Origin of the sequence: Tamaricihabitans halophyticus, from assembly GCF_004340875.1 — a bacterium.
GTDB classification, from domain to species: Bacteria; Actinomycetota; Actinomycetes; order Mycobacteriales; family Pseudonocardiaceae; genus Tamaricihabitans; species Tamaricihabitans halophyticus.
The window spans coordinates 376542-398195 of sequence record NZ_SLXQ01000001.1 but is presented as its reverse complement, the minus strand read 5'-3'; the positions used below and the strand labels follow the sequence as shown (position 1 = coordinate 398195).

General features: G+C 64.9%; 17 protein-coding genes. 5 read left to right on the top strand and 12 right to left on the bottom strand.

Annotated elements, in window-relative coordinates; genetic code table 11:
• Positions 1-8: 8 nt before the first annotated feature.
• The 10 genes from EV191_RS01860 to EV191_RS01815 are packed head-to-tail and all read right to left on the bottom strand — an operon-like array spanning position 9 to position 11974.
• Positions 9-1085, bottom strand: a complete 1077-nt coding sequence (locus EV191_RS01860) for an acyl-CoA dehydrogenase family protein (protein ID WP_132875032.1) — start codon at positions 1083-1085, stop codon at positions 9-11.
• Positions 1082-2215 (bottom strand): acyl-CoA dehydrogenase family protein, encoded by a 1134-nt coding sequence (locus tag EV191_RS01855; protein ID WP_132875031.1) that lies wholly within the window; start codon positions 2213-2215, stop codon positions 1082-1084. The genes EV191_RS01860 and EV191_RS01855 overlap by 4 nt, the downstream gene beginning before the upstream one ends.
• 13 nt (positions 2216-2228) lie before the next feature.
• The gene (locus tag EV191_RS01850; RefSeq protein ID WP_132875030.1) at positions 2229-3494 is read right to left on the bottom strand and encodes a CaiB/BaiF CoA transferase family protein; all 1266 of its coding nucleotides are present in this window, start codon (positions 3492-3494) and stop codon (positions 2229-2231) included.
• Positions 3491-4534 (bottom strand): ABC transporter ATP-binding protein, encoded by a 1044-nt coding sequence (locus EV191_RS01845; protein WP_132875029.1) that lies wholly within the window; start codon positions 4532-4534, stop codon positions 3491-3493. The genes EV191_RS01850 and EV191_RS01845 overlap by 4 nt, the downstream gene beginning before the upstream one ends.
• Positions 4531-5559, bottom strand: a complete 1029-nt coding sequence (locus EV191_RS01840) for an ABC transporter ATP-binding protein (protein ID WP_132875028.1) — start codon at positions 5557-5559, stop codon at positions 4531-4533. The genes EV191_RS01845 and EV191_RS01840 overlap by 4 nt, the downstream gene beginning before the upstream one ends.
• Before the next feature lies 1 nt (position 5560).
• Positions 5561-6436: an ABC transporter permease gene (locus EV191_RS01835; protein ID WP_132875027.1), complete on the bottom strand. Its 876-nt coding sequence runs from the start codon at positions 6434-6436 to the stop codon at positions 5561-5563.
• Complete coding sequence (locus EV191_RS01830; protein WP_132875026.1) at positions 6433-7377, bottom strand: ABC transporter permease; 945 nt, start codon at positions 7375-7377, stop codon at positions 6433-6435. The genes EV191_RS01835 and EV191_RS01830 overlap by 4 nt, the downstream gene beginning before the upstream one ends.
• A 32-nt stretch (positions 7378-7409) precedes the next feature.
• Positions 7410-8981: an ABC transporter substrate-binding protein gene (locus tag EV191_RS01825; RefSeq protein ID WP_132875025.1), complete on the bottom strand. Its 1572-nt coding sequence runs from the start codon at positions 8979-8981 to the stop codon at positions 7410-7412.
• 45 nt (positions 8982-9026) lie between these two features.
• The gene (locus EV191_RS01820; RefSeq protein ID WP_132875024.1) at positions 9027-9764 is read right to left on the bottom strand and encodes an enoyl-CoA hydratase-related protein; all 738 of its coding nucleotides are present in this window, start codon (positions 9762-9764) and stop codon (positions 9027-9029) included.
• Between the two features lie 32 nt (positions 9765-9796).
• The gene (locus tag EV191_RS01815; RefSeq protein ID WP_207894366.1) at positions 9797-11974 is read right to left on the bottom strand and encodes an acetate--CoA ligase family protein; all 2178 of its coding nucleotides are present in this window, start codon (positions 11972-11974) and stop codon (positions 9797-9799) included.
• 156 nt (positions 11975-12130) lie between these two features.
• Here EV191_RS01815 and EV191_RS01810 point away from each other — a divergent pair, with 156 nt between their 5' ends.
• Positions 12131-12859 carry a TetR/AcrR family transcriptional regulator gene (locus EV191_RS01810; RefSeq protein WP_165912781.1) on the top strand — a complete coding sequence of 243 codons (729 nt, stop codon included), beginning with the start codon at positions 12131-12133 and terminating at the stop codon, positions 12857-12859.
• On the opposite strand, the gene EV191_RS01805 is transcribed toward EV191_RS01810, so the two are convergent.
• Entirely contained in the window at positions 12827-13858 is a 1032-nt protein-coding gene (locus tag EV191_RS01805; RefSeq protein ID WP_243658698.1) for a helix-turn-helix transcriptional regulator, read from the bottom strand. The two genes, EV191_RS01810 and EV191_RS01805, sit on opposite strands and share 33 nt — an antisense overlap.
• A 19-nt stretch (positions 13859-13877) precedes the next feature.
• Between EV191_RS01805 and EV191_RS01800 the strand changes: the two genes are divergently transcribed.
• Both EV191_RS01800 and EV191_RS01795 read left to right on the top strand, forming a co-directional pair.
• On the top strand, positions 13878-16130 hold the full coding sequence (locus EV191_RS01800; protein ID WP_132875022.1) for an ATP-binding cassette domain-containing protein: 2253 nt from the start codon (positions 13878-13880) through the stop codon (positions 16128-16130).
• A 521-nt stretch (positions 16131-16651) separates the two neighbouring features.
• Positions 16652-17848 (top strand): NAD-dependent epimerase/dehydratase family protein, encoded by a 1197-nt coding sequence (locus tag EV191_RS01795; RefSeq protein WP_132875021.1) that lies wholly within the window; start codon positions 16652-16654, stop codon positions 17846-17848.
• Positions 17849-17916: 68 nt separating this feature from the next.
• Here the strand turns inward: EV191_RS01795 and EV191_RS01790 are convergent, their stop codons facing one another.
• The gene (locus EV191_RS01790; RefSeq protein WP_132875020.1) at positions 17917-19095 is read right to left on the bottom strand and encodes an epoxide hydrolase family protein; all 1179 of its coding nucleotides are present in this window, start codon (positions 19093-19095) and stop codon (positions 17917-17919) included.
• A gap of 63 nt (positions 19096-19158) precedes the next feature.
• Here EV191_RS01790 and EV191_RS01785 point away from each other — a divergent pair, with 63 nt between their 5' ends.
• Entirely contained in the window at positions 19159-20121 is a 963-nt protein-coding gene (locus tag EV191_RS01785) for a helix-turn-helix transcriptional regulator (protein WP_132875019.1), read from the top strand.
• A gap of 39 nt (positions 20122-20160) precedes the next feature.
• Positions 20161-21600, top strand: coding sequence for a proline--tRNA ligase (proS, locus tag EV191_RS01780; RefSeq protein WP_132875018.1), 1440 nt, complete (start codon positions 20161-20163; stop codon positions 21598-21600).
• Positions 21601-21654: the final 54 nt, after the last annotated feature.

The window sequence follows — 21654 nt, the reverse complement described above, 5'->3', positions numbered from 1 at the left end:
TGTCTCCTCTACTCGTTCCCGACTACCCGGCCGGTGCTGATCCGGGGCCAAAGCGCCGCGGCACCGGCCGCGGCGAGCTGTTCGCCGAGCAGTTCCGACCACAGTGCCTCGGTGCCGAACTCGTCACGCCAGGACCACAGCCGGCGGGTGAGCTGGCCGAGTTCGTACTCTTTGGTCATGCCGATCGCGCCATGTGCCTGGTGTGCCGCGGCCGCGACGATACCGCTTGCCTCACCACACACGATCTTGGCGGCGGCCACGTCGAAAACATCGGGCAGGGGGCGAGCGTTGGCCGCGGCGGCTTCCACGGCGATCGCCGCGGCGTTCGCGTGTTCCGCGATCCGCACGATATGTCGTTGCACCGCTTGGAACCGGTCGATCGTGCGGCCGAACTGCTGGCGAGTTCCGGTGTATGCCAGAGTGAGTTCGTTGATTCTGGCCAGCGCGCCGGACATCGCGGCGGCCCTGCCGAGCGCTCCGCGCAGGCGAAGCGTTCCGGTATCGATCCCAGCGGGCGCGGGGACAGCGTGCGGTACCACCGCGTCCACGACGACACCGTCCCGCGCCTCGCCGGCCAGGTTGCTGCCGGGTTGGATTTCCGCGTCAGCGTGAGGAACCAGCACCACATGCGGGACTTCCTCGAGGTCCGCGAGTAACGCGATATGCGTGGCCTGGCGTGCCCACGGAACCCGGTGCAGCCGCGCGTTCAGCCGCCAGGAAGCGGTATTCCCACGCAGCACGGCGGTATCCGCGGGATGCCCGACCGCCATGGTGACCGGACCACCCGGCAGGGCTAGCCCGGCGGAGGAAAGTGCCCAGCCGGCGAGCAAGCAGTTCTCGGCAACCGGGACGGCGGCGGCGAACCTGCCGACCGCGGTGAGCACCTCGCAGGCATCAGCGATGTCGCCGCCCGAACCGCCGTGTTCCTCCGGCACGGCGACCGTGGTGAACGCCGCCTCGGCAAGCGCGCGCCAGGCTGGCTCGTTCCAGCCGTGCGGTTCGGCCAGCCGTACCGCTTCCGGGCCGGATAGCTCGCCAATTATGCCGGCTACCGCTTCGGCAATGGAACCACGATGCTCGCTCATCCGCGAAGTCCTTTCCTCGCAACGGAACGGAGGATCTCCGTAGTGCCACCGCGCAGTGTGAAACTCGGCCCGGTCAGTACCGCCTCGGCGAGTAGCCGTGCGAACATCGAGTCGCTTTCCGGATCAAGCTCGGTTTCGGCCACCGACCGCAGCAGTTCGATTGCCCGCTGCTCGAATCTGGTGCCGATATCCTTGACCAGTGCGGGTTCCGCGCGCATGGCGCGCCCTTCGTCCAGCGCTCTTGCGACCGATAAGGACAGTTGCCGGATCGTCCAGAACTGCGCGGCGAGCGAACCGATCGCACGGGCTGCCTGCGGGCTGGGTGGTTGCGCCAGCTCGGCGAGGTAGTGCCGGAATGTGGTGAAGACGCTGAGGAACCGATCGGGTCCCGCCCGCTCATAGGACAACTCGGAGGTCACCTGTTGCCATCCCGAGCCAAGCTGGCCGAGCACCATACCGTCCGGGACGAACACATCTGTCAGGGACACCTCGTTGAAATGGTGCGCACCGTTGAGGAAGTGAATCGGCGAGATGCGCACCCCCGCGGCGGACAGATCCACGATGAGCTGGCTGAGTCCTTCGTGGCGGTCGCCATCGGCGGGGGAAGTGCGGCACAGCACGGCGAAGTAGTGGTTCTTATGCGCCCCGCTCGTCCAGACCTTGGTCCCGTTGACCAGCCAGCCGCCATCGACTTGTCGGGCAGTGGTGCGCACCGAGGCGAGGTCCGAGCCGGAATCCGGTTCGGACATACCAAGGGAGAACCAGCATTCCCCCGCGCAGATGCGGGGAAGAAAGTATTCGCGCTGCGCTTCGCTTCCGTAGCGCAGCAGTACCGGCGCGGTCTGCCGGTCTGCGACGAAATGCGCGCCGATCGGCGCACCGGCGGAGAGCAGTTCCTCGGTGACGATGAACCGGTCGACGACGGAGCGTCCCCTGCCGCCGTACTTCGGCGGTATGGCCATACCGACCCAGCCGGCCGCCGCGAGTTTGCAAGAGAACTCCGGGTCGTGCTCGGCCGCCATACCGAGCCCTGGCTTGTGTTCCGGTGGCAGTTCGGTACGGAGAAAGTCCCGTACTTGAGCGCGTAGTTCGAGTTCGGCTGGCGTCAGAACGGTGGTAGCAAAGCGCATCTGCGGTCCTTGATCAGTCGGGAAACGGTGCCGAGGAGCCGTCCACGACAACCCCTTCAGTGCAAAGAGAGTCGCGTTTCGCGGCCGGAAACCCCAGCTCGGCAAGTAGGTTCAAGGTGTCGGCCGCGAACGATGGGGCGGGTTTCGACGTTGTCATCGGCGTATCGCTGAGTCGAATCGGTGGGCCAAGGCCGCGATAGCTACCTGCCGCGGGGTGCTCGTAGTCGACGATCAGCCCTTCGGCCCGCGCGTGCTCGTCGAAGAGCAACTCGTCGATATGCCGGACTTCGGCGACTGGCACGTCGTAGTCGATGAGCAGATTGACCCAGTGCCGCGAGGTGTTTTGCCGCAGTGCGGTGTCCAGCTGCTGGCCGAGCTCAGCCGGATCGCCGGTGCCGAGTTCTGCTGCCAGCCCCATCGCTTCGACCAACCGGCGACGGGCGGGTAGGCTGCCCGCGCCGATCGCGAGATATCCGTCGCTGGTACGGAAAACCCGGTAATGCGCGGTATGTCCAGGCGGGTCAGGGCGTAGCTGGTTGCGTGCGGCGCCGATCTCGTCCTTGTCCGCACCGGCACCACGGAGCCGGGGAAGGTGGTTGGTGACGAACTCGGTCCGCCACTGGTCTCGATCGCTCGCATGACCGAGCGCGTTGTTCTGCACCGCGAGGGCGCCGCCGAGCAGTGATACCTCCACCTGCTGCCCCTTGCCGGTGTGCGTCCGCGCGAACAGTGCCGAGCTGATTCCGCCGTAGAGCAGCATCGCCGCCGCATAGTCGGCGACCTGTACCTCGCTGTGTAGTGGTACGCCCGCGCGTTCGGCGCCAAGCGAGGACACCAGACCGGAGCGCGCCTGCACCACCACATCCATACCCGCCCTGCCCGCCTCCGGTCCTATGGCGCCGTAGGCGCTGACCGTGCCGTAAACGATCCTCGGGTTGATCTTCGCGATTCTCGGGTAGTCAAGGCCGTGGCGAACCATCGCCGCGGGGCTCAGATTCGCGAGCACCACATCGGCGGAGCTGATCAGCGCATCCACTACCTCGCTTGCCCCGGAGTGTCCAAGATTGACCGCGATACTTTCCTTACCACGGTTCTTGATCAGAAACTGTCGGGTCAGGCCAGGGGCGAGCGGATCCGGCCAGCCGCGATAGCCATCCCCTTGTGGCGGCTCGACCTTGATTACCCGCGCCCCGCCGTCGGCGAGTAGCTGAGCGCAGAACGGCACCACCACGAACTGTCCAAATTCGACGACGGTGATCCCGGCGAACGGTCCACTCATTGGCCACTCCCCACCGAGAGGTTGGCATCCCTTAGCACGGCACCAGCCAACCGTGGCCCGGTCGTCTGCAAATGGCACGCCACGGTGCCGCCGTCGGCGACCTCGGTCATCGGGGGCATTGACTCCCGGCAGATGTCCATCGCATAGCCGCACCGGTTCTGGAAGGGACAGCCAGCTGGCGGGTCCGCTGGATCGGGCAGATCGCCATGCAGCACGATCCGTTCCCGCTCGCCGGCCCGCTGTGGGTTGGGTACCGGAATCGCGGAAAGCAGCGCCTCGGTGTACGGGTGCGCCGGTCGCTCGTAAACGCGTTCCGCTGGACCAACTTCCACCAACCTGCCCAGATACATCACCGCGACACGATGCGCGATATGCCGGACCACGGCGAGATCGTGTGCGATGAACAGATAGGACAGTTCGAACTCGGCACGCAGCTCCTCGAGCAGGTTGATCACCTGATTCTGCGTGGAGACATCGAGCGCGGACACCGCCTCGTCACAGACGATCAGTTTCGGGTGCAGGGCCAGTGCTCTGGCGATCGCGATGCGCTGGCGTTGCCCGCCGGAGAACTCGTAGGGGTAGCGGTTCGCATGGCTCGCCGGCAGGCCGACAAGCTCCAGGAGTTCGAGCACGCGTGGCCACGCCTGGTTACGCGAAAGACCCTGGTGTACCCGGAACGGCTCGGTAATGCTTGCCCCAACCGTGGTCGATGGGTCGAGCGAGGAGTACGGATCCTGAAACACCATCTGCATCGCGGCACGGAGCTTGCGTAGCTCGCCGCCGCGCAGTTTGGTGAGTTCCTGCCCCGCCAACTGGACGCTGCCGGATTCGACAGGGACCAGGCGCAGTAACGCCCGCCCGGTCGTGGACTTACCGGATCCGGATTCGCCGACCAGGCCAAGCGTTTCGCCTCTGCCGATATCGAAGTCGATATCGTGCACGGCACGCACCGAGCGGGTCGGGCCGAGTAACCGTTTCTGCGCAAAGGTCACGTTCAGCCCGCGCACCCGAACCAGCGGGTCAGTGTCCGAAGCGGTCATGACGCACCTCGTAGGTTGAGTTCGGCGAGTCGCGCGCAGCGTGCCTGGCGCTCGGTACCGGCTGACTCGAGCGCGACCGGGCTCTCGGAACAGGACTCCTGGTGATAGGTACACCGTGGACCGAACCGGCAGCCGTTCGGCATCGCCCATGGCTCGGGCGTGTGGCCAGGAATGGAAGCCAGCTTCGCGGTACGCGAGCCCAACTGCGGCATGGCGGAAAGCAGGCCCTCGGTGTAGGGATGGCGCGGTAGTTGGAACAGGTCGTGGACGGGCGCGGTTTCCACCACCTCGCCGCCGTACATCACCACGACGCGGTCGCAGAGTTCGGCAACCACGCCGAGGTCGTGGGTGATGAACAGGATGCCGGTGCCGATCTCGGCGCGCATCGAACGGAGCAGATCGAGGATCTGCGACTGCACGGTCACATCCAGCGCCGTTGTCGGTTCATCCGCGATGATCAACCGGGGGTCACAGCACAACGCCATGGCGATCATCGCCCGCTGGCGCATCCCGCCGGAGAACTCGTGTGGGTACGCGTGGACTCGCGTCGCCGCATTCGGAATCCCGACCAGATCAAGGACCTCGACCGCCCGTTGGGTGCCCTGCTTGCGGCTGGCTCGACGATGTCGTCGAAAGGTCTCGGAGATCTGGTCGCCAACGGTAAAAGCCGGGTTCAGGCTCGTCATGGGCTCTTGGAAGATCATGGAGATCTCGTTGCCGCGGATCTGCCGCAGCCTTGGTTCGGCGACTTCGGTCAGGTCCTCGTCGTGCAGCCAGATATGGCCACCCGACGTGCGACCGGGCGGGCTCGGTACCAGACCGAGGATCGACAATCCGGTCACCGTTTTACCTGAACCGGATTCGCCGACCAGCCCGACGATCTCACCGTCGTGAATATCCAGCGACACGCCGCCGAGCACATTGGCCCAGCCATGTTCGGTGGCGAAATCGACCCGGAGTTCGCTGATCCGTAGCAGCTCGCTGGCGGTTCCCCCGGTTGGCTGGTTCGGTTGCCCAGTACGCATATCAGTCGCCCTTCCGGGTTTCCCTGCCGAGCGCATCACGCAGGCCGTCGCCGATGAGGTTGAACGAGAGCGTGGTGATCGCGATAGCGATGCCCGGTAGCCAGACCAGCAGTGGAGTTGTCCGGATCTCGGTGAAGCCCACCCCGAGCAGGCCACCCCAGCTGGGAGTCGGCGGCACCACACCGAGACCGAGCAGGCTCAGCGCCGCCTCCGCCAGCAGCGCCGCGGCGAGCATCAGGGATATCTGCACCAGCAGTGGCGAGAGCACGTTCGGCAGGATTCGCCGGGCGATGATGCTCAGCGCTGGGGTACCGATACTGATCGAGGCCTCGACGTAGGTCTCCTGCCGCACCGACAGTGTCGCGCTGCGCACCACGCGGAACAGGCGCGGCGAGTACACCACGCCGAGCGCGATCATCGCATTGGTCAGCCCAGGGCCGGTTGCCGCGATAATCGCCATCGCGAGCACCACCGCGGGAAACGTCATCAGTACGTCAGCGCCCCGCCCGAGCAACCAGTCGAGCACGCCGCCCCGGTAACCGGCAAGGAGTCCTAACGGGACGCCGAGCACGATCGCGATGGCCACCGCGAGGCCGGCCGCCGCCAGGGATACCTGACCGGCGTACATCAGCCTGCTCAGCGTGTCCCTGCCGAGCGAATCGGTGCCAAGCCAGTGCTCCGGTGTGGGACCGGACAACCGGTTGGGTACATCGATTTCGTGCAGCGAGTAGGGCGCTAGCAAGGGAGCGGATAGCGAGATGATCGTGACGAGCGCCAGCACCACGGCGGCAACCAGCGCCGTCCTGTTCGTCCTGAAGCGGCGCAGGAACCGGCGCAACCCTGGCGCTTGTGGATGCTCGATCGCGTGATCACTCATAGCTGCCTGACCCTCGGGTTGAAGTAGCCGTAGGAGACGTCGACGAGCAGGTTGATCAACAGGATCAGTACGGCCGTGGTCAACAGCACGCCCTGCACCATGGGCATGTCCCTGCTGAAGACCGAGGTGAAGGCAAGCTGACCGACCCCGGGGATGGCGAACAGTTGCTCGATGACGACGGTGCCGCCGATCAACCGGTTCGCTTCGATGCCGAACACGGTGACGACCGGGAGCGCGGCGTTTTTCAGTGCGTGCTTGCCGACCACTCGACTACGCGGCAAACCTTTGGCTTCGGCGGTGCGAACATAGTCCTCGGTCATCACGTTGGCCACCGCCGCGCGGGTCTGTCTGGCGATCACCGCGGCTGGCGCGATGGCGAGCGCGGTTGCCGGCAGGATCAGGTGACTCGCCCAGGTGAGTACCCCGTCGCCGATCGGCACGTAGCCGATGGCAGGGAACAGCGGGGTCTGGATAGCGAAAAGCAGCACCAGAATCATGCCGACCCAGAAGTACGGCACCGCGACCCCGACACTCGCGGAAAACGTTGCCACCCTGTCGATCCAGCTGCCGGGGCGCAGCCCGGCCAGGGTTCCGGCCGCGACCCCGAGCAGGATGGCGATCAGCAGGGCGAGCACGGTAAGGGACAGTGTCGCGGGCAGCCGTGCAGCGATCGCCGAGGCGACTGGTTCGCTGTTGAACAGCGAGGCGCCAAAGTCCAGCTGTACCGCGTTAACCAGCCAGTGCCAGTACTGGACGATGAACGGGTCGGTCAACCCGAGCTCTTCCCGCGCCGCCGCGATCTGTTCCGGTGTCGGGTCCTGGCCGGCCAGTGTCACCGCCGGATCTCCGGGTACCAGCGCGATGAGGCTGTAGATCAGGAAGCTGACGAGAATGAGCAGCGGGATCGTCACCAGCAGCCGTCTGGCGATGAGCAGCAGCATGACAATCCTCCGGTTTCACCTGAAGTTCGCGGTCAGTTCTTCGGGGTAACGCCGACCCCACGGAACTGCCGGGAGCCGTCCGCGTAGATCTCCACGCCCTTGGCGTACTTGTTCATCGCGAACGGCGATGTGAGGTGGCACAGCGTGACGTGGGGCGGCACCTGCTCGGCCACGGCGTCGAAAAGTTTGGCGTAGGCGGGATGTCGTTGTTCGCTGCCGGTGGCCGCCATTGCCTCCTGGTTCAACCGGCCTATCTCGGCTGTTCCCCAGCCGCCGGGGTTGTTGAAGCCGTCCGTGTCGTAATAGGACGAGGTGAGCGAGCTGGGGTCGGCGTCAGCTTTCTGCTCGCCGAGTACCGCCGGCACGTTCTGGTTGACCGAGAAGTGCTCGCCGATGACGTCCAGCTCGATTGGCATGATGGACATCGTGATGCCGATTTCCGCAAGGTTCGCCTGAATGATCTCGGCGATCTGCTGATATATCGTGAGGTTCACGACTTCCATATCGAATTCGAAACCATCCTCGAGACCGGCTTCGGCCAGTAACCGTTTCGCCTTCTCCGGGTCGTAGGAGTAGTAGTCCCCGCCGATCCGTGGGCTCGACGCGAAGTACCAGTCCGGGAACAGCTGCGCACCCGGTGCACAGAAGCCATCGGTGATCGCCGCGACCGCGGTGCGGTCGATCGCGTGGTTGAGCGCGAGGCGCACCTTCTTGTTGCCGAACTCGGACAGTTTGGTGTTCAGGTCGAGGCTGTACGAGGAAAGGCTGGGTTGCTCGCACAGCACTACCCCGGATTCCCGCGCGGGCTGATACATGCTCGCCCGTAGGAAGGTCGCATCGGCCGAACCGGTGGTTACCGCGTTCAACCGCGCGTTGTCATCGCCGGCGATCAGGTAGACCATCTTGGCTACCCGCTGTCCAGGTGGGTCCCAGTAGTTCTCCACCGCGGTGTACTCGGCCCTGCTGCCAGACACGTAGTTCGTCATCCGGTATGGCCCGGAACCACCGGTCGGCTTGACGTCTTGCCCCTTGGCGTTCATGGCCTTCGGGCTCATCATCATGCCGGCGGCGCCGCCGAGCACTCCGATGAGCGCCCCTGCCGCGCGATCGGTTTCGAACCGGACGGTGTGTTCGCCGGTGGCCTCGACGTCGTTGACGATCTCCAGCGGGTTCTGGTTGAACGAGCCGGGTCGCTTGCTGCGTTCGATGTTCTTGACTACGGATTCGGCGTTGAACGCGGCTCCGTCGTGATAACGCCAGTTCTTGATCAGCGTCAGCTCGAGTACGTTGCCGCCATCCGAGGCCTGCCACGATTCGGCGAGCATCGGTTCCGGCTCACCTTTCTCGTTGATGTGTACCAGGGTGTCGTAGATCGGATACAGGAACATCTGGCTGTTGTTCGTCGTGATGTTGTCCGGATCGAAACTGGAGTTGTCCACGCTGTACATCCAGGTGAACGTGCCGTTGCTATCGATGTTGTCGGTTATTTCCGGGCATTCGGTGGTTTTCGCTACCCGCTGGGTTCGGTCGTCGCGCTGCGCGCCGCCGCAGCCGGCTACCAGCAGCAGCGCTCCGATCAGCGCAATGATCGTCATGCGTGTCATCGGATTCTCCCTACCGATGCGCCGGTGGTTCCGCCGGCGGAGGAGTTACAGGTTGGCGCGGCGACGTTGTGACCACATCTGGGTGCCCCGCTCGAAGTGCAGTGCGGCGTCCCACCCGATCGCAGGGGGGCCGAGTTCGGTACGGAACGAGCGCACCGCTTCCCTCGCCAGTTCCGGGTCTTGCGCGGCAGCACGGGCGAGGTCGAATGCCTGTTGCTCGACCTGGTCGTCTGGTACCGAGTCCCAGGCGAGGCCGATCTCCTTCGCGCGCGGGCCGGCGATTTCCGCACTGAACAACCCGAGCGCGGCGGTGGCTTCCCTGCCCGCGGTACGTCCGGCGAGGGTGAAGAATCCGCCACCAGGATGCAGGTTGATCCGCAGGAAGCCGGCGAGGATCCGGGCATTGTCCGCGACGATGCGCAGATCCGTCGCCAGCATGAGGTTCATACCGGCACCAACGGCCGCCCCGCGAACCGCGGCCACGCTTGGCACCTTGAGCTCGCCGACTCGCTTGAACGCCGAGTAGACCGCGCCGGATTCCTTGAACGCGGTGTCTTCGGCCTGGTCACCGGAAGGATTCCAACGTCGCCGGTCCGCCCCGGAACAGAAGCTACCTTCGGCGCCCTGCACAACGGCCGCGCCGATACTCTCGTCGGTATCGATGTCGTCGCACAATGCGGCCAGCTGGCGGCCCATTTCCGGGGTGAGCCCGTTTTTCACCTCGGGGTTGTGCACGACAATGACCGCGACGCCATCTTGCTTACTGAGCAACACTTCTGGCATTGATATCGCCCTTTCTCGGTGGAACGCGGTGGCTACTTCGGTTGCCGCATCCCGCTGATCAGCACATCGGCGGCGCACGCGCCGCCACCTTCGGCGGCAACGATCAGCGGGTTGATCTCGAGTTCGAACGGATGTCCGGCGAGCGGGGCAACGGCGGTACTGAGCCTGGTGACCACGGTGGCCACCGCATCGACATCACATGGCGCGTTGCCACGGAAACCGCTGAGCAACGGCCAGCCACGTAGTCGGCGCAGCATGTCCCGCACCTGCCAGGGGCGCACGGGGGCGAGTTCGGAGGTGACATCGCGATACAGCTCGGTGGTTACCCCACCAAAGCCAATGGTGATGATTGGCGGATAACCATCCGCGGCACAGGTGGCGCCGACGATCAGTTCGACCCCTTCGGGGAGCATTCGCTGGAGCAGCACCCCGTGTAAGTCGGTCACACCGTGCCGGGCGGCTAGTTCGGTGAGCTCACCGAACACTTCGGTTGCCCTTGCGCCCGGTACCGCGAGCCGTACCCCACCGATATCGGACTTGTGCTCCAGCCCGCTCGCGGCGATCTTCATGGCCAACTCACCGTCGAGTTCGGCCGCGGCCCGCGCCGCCTCCTCGGCCGTGCGCACCAGCCGGTTTTCCGGCTGCGGCACGCCCAGCGCGGTCAGAACCGCTTCCGGGCGCAGCTCACCGGCCGCGCAGCCACGCAGCAGTTCGACGGTTTCCGCGGGGTCCACTATGGAATCCGACCGGTCCGGCCGGGGCACGGTTACCGCCGATCCGCAGCGCGCGGCGGTGCGGGCAAGCGCGCCCACCGATGGGAACACCGGGATGCCCGCCTCGCGGAAGATCGCTCGGCCGTCCTGGGTCTGTCCGGGACCGGCGAGCCAGGCAACCAGTACCGGCTTGGTCGACTCCCGCGCGGTGGCGACGATATCGGCGGCAAGCCGTGCGCCGAGTTCACCGGTGACCATGGTGAGCACGATGGCGATCGCGTCGATCTGGTCGTCATCGGCGACCGTGCCGCACACCTTCCCCAGCGCCCCGGCGAGTTCGTCCTGGTTGAACAGTTGGGCGGTGACATCTACCGGGTTGCCAAGCGCGCCGAAGTCGGGAATCAGTGGTGCGAGCCGGTCCTGGGTGTCCGCGGCTAGCGTGGGGAGGTCCAGCCCGTGGCCAGCGAGGTGGTCGGCGGCAAGACTGCCGGCGCCGCCAGACGTCGTGATCACCCCGATCCGTGGCCCGGCGGGCGGTGGACTGGTTTGCAGGGTGGCGCTCACCGCAAGCAGCTCATCCACATCCGCGACGAGAATGACGCCGTATCGCCGGGACGCCAGCTCGAAGGCCAGCTGATCGCCAAGCATCGCGCCGGTATGCGAGGTGACCGCGCGCTGGCCGGCGGCGGATTTGCCGGAACGCAGTACGACGAGCCGCTTTCCGGTGAGCATTGCTTGCTCGGCAAGCCGGATGTAGGCCTCACCGTCCCTAATGGACTCGGCGTAGAGCATCAGCACATCGACTTCCTCGTCCGATACCAGTGCCGAGGCAACATCGACCAGATCCAGATCGGCCTGGTTTCCGGTACTCGCCCATGCGGTCAGCCGCAGTCCCATTTCCCGCGCCATATCCAGGATCGAGCCGCCGACCGCGCCGCTTTGTCCCACGTAGGCCACCCCGCCATGACCACGAAACGGGCGTGCCGCGGCGGCGGTGAACGTCGCGGCCATCCCGGTTGGCGCATAGACCAGCCCCTGGCAGTTGGGCCCGACCACGCGCACTCCGGTGGCCCGCGCGACCTCCCGCAGCTCTTCCTGCAGCCTGGTGCCTTCAGCGCCAGTTTCCGCGAAACCGGAGCTGAACACCACCGCGGTATGCGCGCCGATCGCACCGGCCTGGCGGATCACCTCGATCGTGCCTGCCGCCGGCACAAGTACCAGGACGAGATCGACCGGTTCCGGGATATCGGCAAGGCTCGGATAGCAGCGGACGCCGAAGAGCTCGTTGTGGTTGGGATTGACTGGAAAGATGCCCCCGCCGAAGCCGTGTTCGAGCAGGAAACGCAGCGGCCGGGCGTTCAGGCTTTCCGGTCGGGAGGAGACACCGACCAGCGCGATCGACCTCGGGTGAAACATCCGGGCGAGCCCGGTTGGTTGGCAAGGGGATCGGTACGCGCTAAGTGTGGACGGGGTTGCCGGGGAGTGGGGTGCGGACACCATGTGACTCCTTCACAGATACCACGGTGTTGTGGTGGGGCCCCGCATTCGAGAAAAACTGACATCGAAATCAGTGTCAACACTGAACCGATATTGATATCGGTGTCAGTTATGCTGACAAAGGACCCTGGATTGGGACGGGAAGGGACGATTGGGATGGCTTCGCAGCCGGAGGCGGGCCGCAGCGCGCATGCCTACGATTCACGCGATGTATCGGCGGTTCTTGGGAACTCGGCAGTTCTCGGGAACTCTGGGGCTCTCGGGAACTCTGGCAACCAGTCGCCGGTCACGCTGTCGCCGAAGGCGCAACGAACCCGCGCGCGGTTGATCAAGGCGGCGCGGGCGGTGTTCGAACGCGATGGGTTCCTCGGCGCCAGGGTCGCGGATATCGCCGCCGAAGCAGGGGTCGCGCACGGCACCTTCTACACCTACTTCGATTCGAAAGCCGCGGTTTTTCGCGTGCTGGTCGCCGAGGCGCTGGCGATGATCTACGACACCGGCAGTATCTCCGGCGATGAACCGGACCTGACGGCACTGCAACGGATCGAACGGGCCAACCGGCAGTTCATCCGGGTATACCGGGAATACGGCACGATGCTCGCGTTGATGGAGCAAGCGGTGACCTACGACGATGAAGTGCGGGACATCCGGTTGGCCGCGCGGCATACCTCGGTAGAACGGGTTCGCCGCAGCATCGAGCGACTACAGCGGGATGGCTCGGTGCCTACCGAGCTGGATCCGCTGATCGCGGCCTGCGCGCTGGTTTCCATGGTGAGCAACTTCGTGTACTTCTGGTTGGTGCTCGAGGAACGCGCGCACGACTCCGAGCAGGCGGTGCGGATGCTCACCAGGCTATGGGCTTCCGCCCTTGAGCTGACTCCCTGATGTGGCGCTACCTCGGTGCAGCCGGTCGGCGAACTCGGCGCAGGCGGTGCGCAACCAATCGGGTTCGACGATGGTGAAATCGGCGCCGAGGAAGGCGAGGTGCACGGTCAGCCATTCCCAGGAGTCCAGCCACAGGACGGCTCTGGTGACCGGCCCCTGCTCGGCGCTGAGCTGCGCATCCTGATGCCTGAACGCATCGGCGACCTGCTCCAGCGGCGCCTGGATGCGCAGCTCGACCCTGCCGCGGTGCAGGTTGATGCCGCTGCGCAGGTAGTCAACCGCGGAGTCCGCGGGCAGTGTCCTCGGTTGGTGCCGCGCGCCGGTGCGCACCAGCTCGGCTATCCGGTCGACGCGGAACGTCCGCCAGTCCGCCCGGTCGACGTCCCAGCCGAGCAGGTACCAGCGCAGATGTAGCTGGGCTAGCCGGTGTGGTTCGACACGGCGGTGGCTGGTCTCGCCACTGCTGGCCCGGTAGCTGAAGGTGATGACTTCCGTATCGCTACTCGCTTCGGCGAGTCCAGCGAACAGCCCGGCATCGATTTCCGGCGCGAACTGGCCGCCGGTCTCCAAGCTGGTCCGTAGTGCGGTGGCCCGTGGGCGCAGTCTGGCCGGGAGCAACTGATCGAGTTTGCCGTAACCGCGCGCGGCAGCATCGCCGATGCTGCCGTCGGTGGCGGTACCGGTCGCCGCCAGTGTCGCGAAACCGAGCAGCGCGGCGACGGCCTCATCGTCGTCCAGTGCCAGCGGCGGCATCGCCCGCCCGGCGATCAGGCGGTAGTAGCCGCCGGGGCCTGGCTGGGTTTCGACCGGATAGCCGTAACCACGCAACCGTTCGATATCGCGGCGCAGGGTTCGCTGGCTCACCCCGAGCCGGCTGCTGAGCTCTGCGCCGCTGAACGAGCGCCCGGTTTGCAGCGTGGACAGTAGGGCGAGCATCCGCGCGGTGATATCGGCCACGGAGCCATTATCGAACGAATTGCGGTCAGAATTCGACCGCATCTGGTCATAGCGTGCCGTTATGGCGAACAGCATCAGGATCCGCGGCGCGCGGACGAACAATCTTGCCCTGTTGGATATCGATATCCCGCGAACCAGTGTGGTTGCCGTGGTTGGTGTCTCCGGTTCGGGTAAGTCCTCCCTGGTGTTCGACACCATCGCGGCGGAGGCCGGTTACCAGTTGACCGAGACGTTTTCGCCGTTCATCCGCAACCGGTTGCCGAAGTGGACCCGGCCCGAGGTGGACCGGATTGGCGGGCTGTCTCCGGTGGTCGTGATCGACCAGCGCCGGCTCGGTGGCAACGCGCGATCCACGGTTGGCACGATCACCGATGCGTGGACCTATCTGCGCCTGCTGTACTCCCGCTGCGCCGAACCCTATGTCGGCGAATCGAACCACTTCTCGTTCAACGATCCGGCGGGAATGTGCCCGACCTGCTCAGGACTGGGCGAGGTCGTGGCCAGTGCCGTCGATCGGTTCCTGGATCTGGACAGGTCACTGGACGAAGGGGCCATCCAGTTACCTGGTTTCGGCCATGGCGGTTACTGGTTCAACCAGTACGCCGAGATCGGGCTGTTCGACCGTGCCGCACCGCTGCGGGAATGGAGCCAGCGGGAGCGGGAGGCCCTGCTGTACGGCGGTGCCGTCGTTGCCGAACTCGGCAATGGGGCGCCGAAGGATTACCAGGGACTGGTCGAGCGGTTCGAGCGCATTTATCTACACACCTCGGACAACCTCTCGGAACGTAAGCAGGCGACGATACGCGAGTTCACCCGTGCCGAAGTGTGTCCGGACTGTGCGGGCGATCGGCTGAACGCGGCCGCCAGGAACGCGAAGCTGCACGGCCAGACGATCGGCGAACTGTCCAGAATGGAGATTACCGAGCTTGCTGAGGTAATCCGGCCCATTGCGGCCGCTGAGGTTCGTCCGGTGGTAACCGAGCTAACCGCCCTGCTGGACGCAATGGTCACCATCGGGCTCGGTTATCTCAGCCTTTCCCGACCGACAGTCACCCTGTCCGGCGGTGAGTCCCAGCGGATCAAAACGGTGAAACACCTTGGCTCCAGCCTCACCGAGATGCTCTACGTGTTCGATGAGCCGACGGCCGGGCTGCACCCTGCCGATGTGGCATCGGTGACCAGCCTGCTGGATCAGCTACGCACCGCGGGAAACTCGATTCTCGTGGTCGAGCACGATCCTGCCGTGATGGCACGCGCCGAACAGATCGTCGAAATCGGCCCGGAAGCTGGCGCGGGTGGTGGACGCCTCGTCTTTCAAGGTAGTTACGCCGAACTCGTACAGGCGGACACGCCTACCGGGCGCGCATTGCGCGAGCAGCGAAGGCCAGCCGCGAAGCCACGGGCGGCCACGGGTTCGATCACCGTTCGCGATGCCTACCGGAACAACCTGCACAAGCTGACCGTGGATGTCCCGCTCGGCGTGCTCACCGTGCTGACTGGGGTCGCCGGCTCGGGCAAATCCAGCCTCGCTGCCGAACTGGTCGCCCAGCACGACGCAACCGTGGTGGACCAGCGGCCGGTGGGCACCAACCGGCGGTCCACACCGATCACCTACACGGGGATCGCGCCGGTCATCCGCAAGCTGTTCGCCAAGCGCAACAACGTGCCCGTTGCCCTGTTCAGCGCCAACTCCACGGGCGGCTGCCCGGACTGTGGCGGGCTCGGGGTGCGCTATACCGACCTCGCCTTCCTGGACGGGCAGGAGGTGGTCTGCGATACCTGCCAGGGGCGACGTTTCACGCCGGAAGCGCTCGCCTACACGGTGGATGGGCTGTCCATCGCCGATATCGACGAACTCACCGTGGCGGAGGCGATCCAGCGGCTGGCCAGCCGGAGTATCACCGACCGGCTACGGCACCTCGCCGAGGTCGGCCTCGGCTACCTACGCCTCGGCCAGGCGCTGACCACGCTCTCCGGTGGGGAATGCCAGCGAGTCAAGATCGCGAAGGAACTTCGGGATGCCGAATCGGCGGGGATCTATCTGCTCGATGAGCCGACCACCGGCTTGCACCGCAACGATATCGACAATCTGTTGCGGGTGTTGCATCAGTTGCTCGACAGCGGCCACACGGTTGTGGTTATCGAGCACAACCTGGATGTCATCCAATACGCGGACTGGCTGATTGACCTCGGACCGGGGCCGGGCAAACACGGAGGCCGGATCCTGTTCGAAGGCCGGGTGCGGGACTACACGGATACCGGGACCCCGACCGGGCGGGTTCTCGTCGAAAGCCGTGAATTCGACGCGCCGTGACCCAATACGCCATTCCATCGCTATCCGTAGCGAATAGGACAATAACGGCATCATCGATCGTGTGCCGGCAAACGCGCTGGACCGATTTGGCGGCTTTTGGCCTAAAACTTAAAGTAATGTGATGTAATTCACGAGGCTGTCGTTGGTGCGAAAGAGATGCCGTATGTCGGACTGTAACGTCGGCTTACCGGGTACCGCGACTCGGCGGTGGTAAGGTAACTAGTTTGCCCACCGCCCCCGCGGTGTTCCGTGGTTGTCGACTGGTAGGGGCGCCTCATCGCGAGTAGCTGCAGGCGCTGGACCTGCTGTGAACCGTCGAAACCAGGTGTTCCACGGTGCCAAGGGGGTAACGGCGGGCAAGGTGTTGGTTGCCAGCGGTGCCGGAATGGCTTGCCTAATTCAAGTCCCGGGGAGTGCGGTTCTGTGCCGGCCAGGTACTCCCGCAGAATGGCTCTGTGGCGGAGTACTCCAAGCCGGTAGCGTCTGCCACCCCGACGGGGATGAATAACGGGAGGAAGAAGATGCGAGTACTGGTCCTTGGCGGGGACGGCTTCTGCGGTTGGCCGACCTCCCTGCACCTGTCCGCACAGGGGCACGAGGTTGCCATCGTGGACAACTTGTCGCGGCGCAAGATCGACGTCGAGCTCGAATGCGAGTCGCTTACGCCAATCCGGCCAATGAGCCAGCGGCTGCAGGCCTGGAAGGATGTGTCGGAGAAGGACATCGCCTTCCACGACATTGACGTTGCCACCAACTACCAGCGCTTTCTGAACCTCCTGCAGGACTGGCGGCCGGATGCCATCGTGCATTTCGCTGAGCAGCGTGCCGCGCCTTACTCGATGAAGACGAGCTGGCACAAGCGCTACACGGTGAGCAACAACCTGAATGCCACCAACAACGTGCTCGCCGCGGTGGTGGAAAGCGGGCTGGACATCCATGTCGCGCACCTCGGCACGATGGGTGTCTACGGTTACGGCACCGCCGGAATGAAGATCCCCGAGGGCTACCTCAAGGTGAAGATCGACACCGGTGAGGAGCTGATCGACCAGGAGATCCTGTACCCGGCCAACCCGGGCAGCATCTACCACATGACGAAGACGCAGGATCAGCTGCTCTTCCACTACTACAACAAGAACGACCAGGTGCGGGTCACCGACCTGCACCAGGGCATCGTCTGGGGTACCCAGACGAAGGAGACCGAGCTCGACGAGCGGCTGATCAACCGGTTCGACTACGACGGTGACTACGGCACCGTGCTCAACCGGTTCCTGATGCAGGCCGGGGTTGGCTACCCCCTTACCGTGCACGGCACTGGCGGCCAGACCAGGGCTTTCATTCACATCCAGGACACGGTGAAGTGCATCGAACTGGCGCTGTCGAATCCGCCGGCCAAGGGTGACCGGGTGCAGATCCTCAACCAGATGACCGAGACCCACCGGGTCCGCGACCTTGCGAAGATGATCTCCGAGCGCACCGGGGCGCAGATCGCGAACGTGGAGAACCCGCGCAACGAGGCGGACGAGAACGAGCTGCACGTCGCGAACGACCGGTTCCTGCACCTCGGCCTCAACCCCGTCACGTTGAGCGAAGGCTTGATGAGCGAGGTCACCGACATCACGAAGAAGTACGCGGACCGCTGCGACACTTCGCGGATCCCTTGCATTTCAGCCTGGTCCAGTGACAAGTCGGCGAACGTAGGAACCCCAGGATCCAAATAGGACCCTGCGTTCCGGCTGAGACACCCTTTCCGGTGGTACCGAGGCGCCTTCGGTACCACCGGAACAGGTCAGCGTAGGGACCTGAAGAACAGCCGGACGTCGTCGACGAGTGCGGCTGGTTCTTCCATGGCGAGGAAATGTCCGCCCTTGCCGAGTTCGGTCCAGTGCACGATGTTGTGGTCGCGTTCCGCCCAGCGCCGGACCGTCACGTCGTGTGCCGAAACGAGTACTCCGGTGGGCACCGTGCTGGGTCCGGTGTCTGTCCAATGAGAACTATCTACCGCCTCGCTGTCCCATGAGGTGGCGGAAATCGCTTCGTAGTAAATCTGCGCCGCGGACCCTGCCGTGCCGGTCAGCCAGTAGAGCGACACGTCGGTCAGCATCCGGTCGCGGTCCACGCAGTGCTCGGGCAGCGCGTCCTCGGGCATGGTGAGCTCCTTGAACTTCTCCACGATCCAGGCGAGCTGGCCGACCGGTGAATCGTGCAACCCATAGGTCACCGTCTGCGGCCGTTTGGCGTTGCACTGGAGATAGCCGTCGTTGAAGTCCTGCATGGCTCGCCAGCGTTGTTGTTCGACATCGGTGAGATCGTCCAGCTCGCCCGGCGTCCCCATGGGGAAGGTGAGCATGGCGTTCAGGTGGATCCCGGATACTCGCTCGGGCGCCTGGTTGCCCATCTCGGGTGCTACCCAGGCGCCGGCATCGTAGCCCTGCACGCCATAACGCGAATACCCGAGCAGTGTCATCAACTGGACGAGTACCTCGGCCATCCGGGCCGGGTTCATCCCGGGGCCGGCAAGTGGAGTGGAGAACCCGAAACCGGGTAGTGCGGGAACCACGAGGTGGAAGGCATCGGCAGGGTCACCACCGTGCGCCCGCGGATCGGTGAGTGGTCCGAGTACGTCCAGGAAGTCCACGACGCCACCGGGCCAGCCATGCAGCAGCATCAGCGGAGTAGCACCAGGTTCCGGTGAACGGATATGGAGAAAGTGGATCCGCTGACCGTCCACGGTGGCAACGAACTGCGGGAACTCGTTGAGCATCGCCTCCTGTGCCCGCCAGTCGTAACCGGTACGCCAGTACTCGGCCAACCCCTTCAGGTACTCGACCGGCACGCCTCGGCTCCAGCCGAGCCCGGGCAGCTCGTCCGGCCAGCGGGTGTTGGCCAACCGAGCACCTAGGTCGTCCAGTTGTGCCTGCGGAACATCGATTCGAAACGGCTGAATTTCCGGTGGTGTAGCTGTCATACCGACGACCCTAGAAGTCTGTTAGGACTGATCTGTTCCTAACTTGATGGCAGAATTGTCGAAATGTGGGAAACCTCTGGACGGCTGCTCAAGTTGTTGTCCCTGCTGCAGGCTCGGCGCGACTGGTCCGGAGCAGAGCTGGCCGACTCGCTCGGGGTCACCTCGCGTACCGTGCGCCGCGATATCGACCGGCTACGCGAGCTCGGCTACCCGGTGCACGCGCTACAAGGAACCGCTGGTTACCGGTTGGGGGCTGGCGGGGCGCTGCCCCCGCTGCTGCTCGATGACGCGGAAGCGGTCGCGGTGGCTATCGGGTTGCGCACCGCGACCGGAAGTTCGGTCAGCGGGATCGAGGAGACCGCGCTACGCGCGCTGACCAAACTGGAACAGCTGCTGCCGTCCCGGCTGCGTTACCGGGTGAACAGCCTGCACACGGCGACGGTGCGGGCGGGCACGGCACCCGCTCCCGAGGTGTCCGCGGACACCCTGCTGGTGATCGCCGAGGCATGCCGCCGATCCGAGCTGTTGCGCTTCGACTACACCAGTCATCGCGGTAAGGAGAGTTCGCGTCGGGTCGAACCGCGCGATCTGGTCAGCTTCGGTCGACACTGGTACCTGGTTGGTTTCGATGTCGAACGCGCGGACTGGCGGACGTTTCGGGTCGACCGGTTGCGGCCCCGCACGCCGACCGGGCCGCGATTCACCCCGCGCGAAGCGCCATTCACCGACGTCGCCGAACACCTGAGTAGCCAGCTGTCGGTACGCGCCTGGACCTGCCAGGCAACGGTCACATTGCACGAACCCGCCGAGGTCATCGCGGAACGGATCTGGCCAGGAATGGGCGTGCTGGAAGCGGTCGACGAGCGCAGCTGCCTACTGCACATCGGCGCCGATACCGTGTCGTCGCTGGTCTGGATGATCACTTCGGTGGACGCGGACTTCACGTTGACCAGTGGCTCGCCGGAACTCGTCACCGCGCTGCGCGCGCAGGCCGACCGTTGCCAGCGCGCTCTCGCCGGACGCTAACCAGATTATTTCCGTTGACCGCCGGATTAGCGTTTTCCTATGGATGTCGCTGATCGTGGACTGACTTCACCGGAGGTGGATTTTTCCGCGTGGTACAACGAGCTGGTGCTGCGGGCCGGCTTGGTGGATCGCGCGCCGGTCAAGGGAACCATGGTCATCCGACCATACGGATACCGCATCTGGGAGCTGCTGCAGGACGAACTGGACCGGCGCATCAAGGAGACCGGCCACCAGAACGCGTACTTCCCGCTGCTGATCCCGCAGAGCCATCTGCATCGCGAAGCCGAGCATGTCGCGGGTTTCTCGCCCGAACTTGCCGTGGTTACCCATGCCGGTGGCAGTGAGCTGGCCGAACCGCTTGTCGTGCGGCCAACCTCGGAAACCGTTGTTGGCGAGATGATGGCGAAATGGGTGTCGTCGTATCGGGATCTCCCGTTGCTGCTCAACCAGTGGGCGAATGTCGTACGGTGGGAGATGCGCCCGAGAATGCTGTTGCGCACCAGTGAGTTTCTGTGGCAGGAGGGGCATACGGCGCACGCCGACGCCGAATCCGCAATGCGGGAGACCAGGCTCGCACTGGATATCTATACCGATATCGCCCGCGATTTCGCGGCCATACCGGTAATCCCCGGGGAAAAGACGCCGGGAGAGCGATTCGCCGGCGCGCGGCGCACGTTCACCATCGAGGCGATGATGCGCGACCGGCGCGCGTTACAGGCCGGAACTTCCCACTATATGGGGGAGAACTTCGCACGAGCCTTCGATATTCGCTACACCACGGAATCTGGCGAGCTTGGCCACGCGCACACCACCTCGTGGGGGATGAGCACGCGGATGCTCGGCGGGATGATCATGGCTCATGGTGACGAGAAGGGGTTGGTACTGCCGCCGAAGTTGGCGCCATACCAGGTTGTGATCATTCCGATCGGTCGCGGCACGCGTTTCGACGAGCTGGTTTCGGTTGCCGGTGCCTTGCTGGAGCGGTTGCGCGCCGTGGGGATTCGCGCGCGGGTTGACGAGCGGTCACATCGTTCGCCCGGCTACAAGTTCCACGAGTGGGAGTTGCGGGGTGTCCCCCTCCGGCTGGAGCTCGGTCCGCGTGATCTCGCCGAGGGCTCTGCCACGCTGGTGCGCCGCCTCGGCAAGGGAAAGGAGTCGCTTCGGCTTGCCGCTCTCCCCGAGGTGCTGCCAGGGTTGCTCGCCGAGTTCCAGGAGTCGTTACTGGTGAGGGCGACCGAGTTCCGGGATTCGCATACTCGGCCCGTGTCGGACTGGTCGGCCTTCCAGGAGGCGGTGGCCAGTGGTTGGGCTGCCGCGCTGCACTGTGGTGACACCGGTTGCGCGGAGCGGATCAAGGCCGCGACGGCCGCGACGCCACGGTGTATCCCGCTGGACGCGCCAGCGGAAAGCGGCGATTGTATCTACTGTGGACAGCATGCTGACTTCGGTAAACGAGTGCTCTTCGCTCGCGCCTACTAGCTGTTCCCGAAGGCCGCAAAGTCGGCAGGAAACGCGGTTACGGGGAGTGCTGAC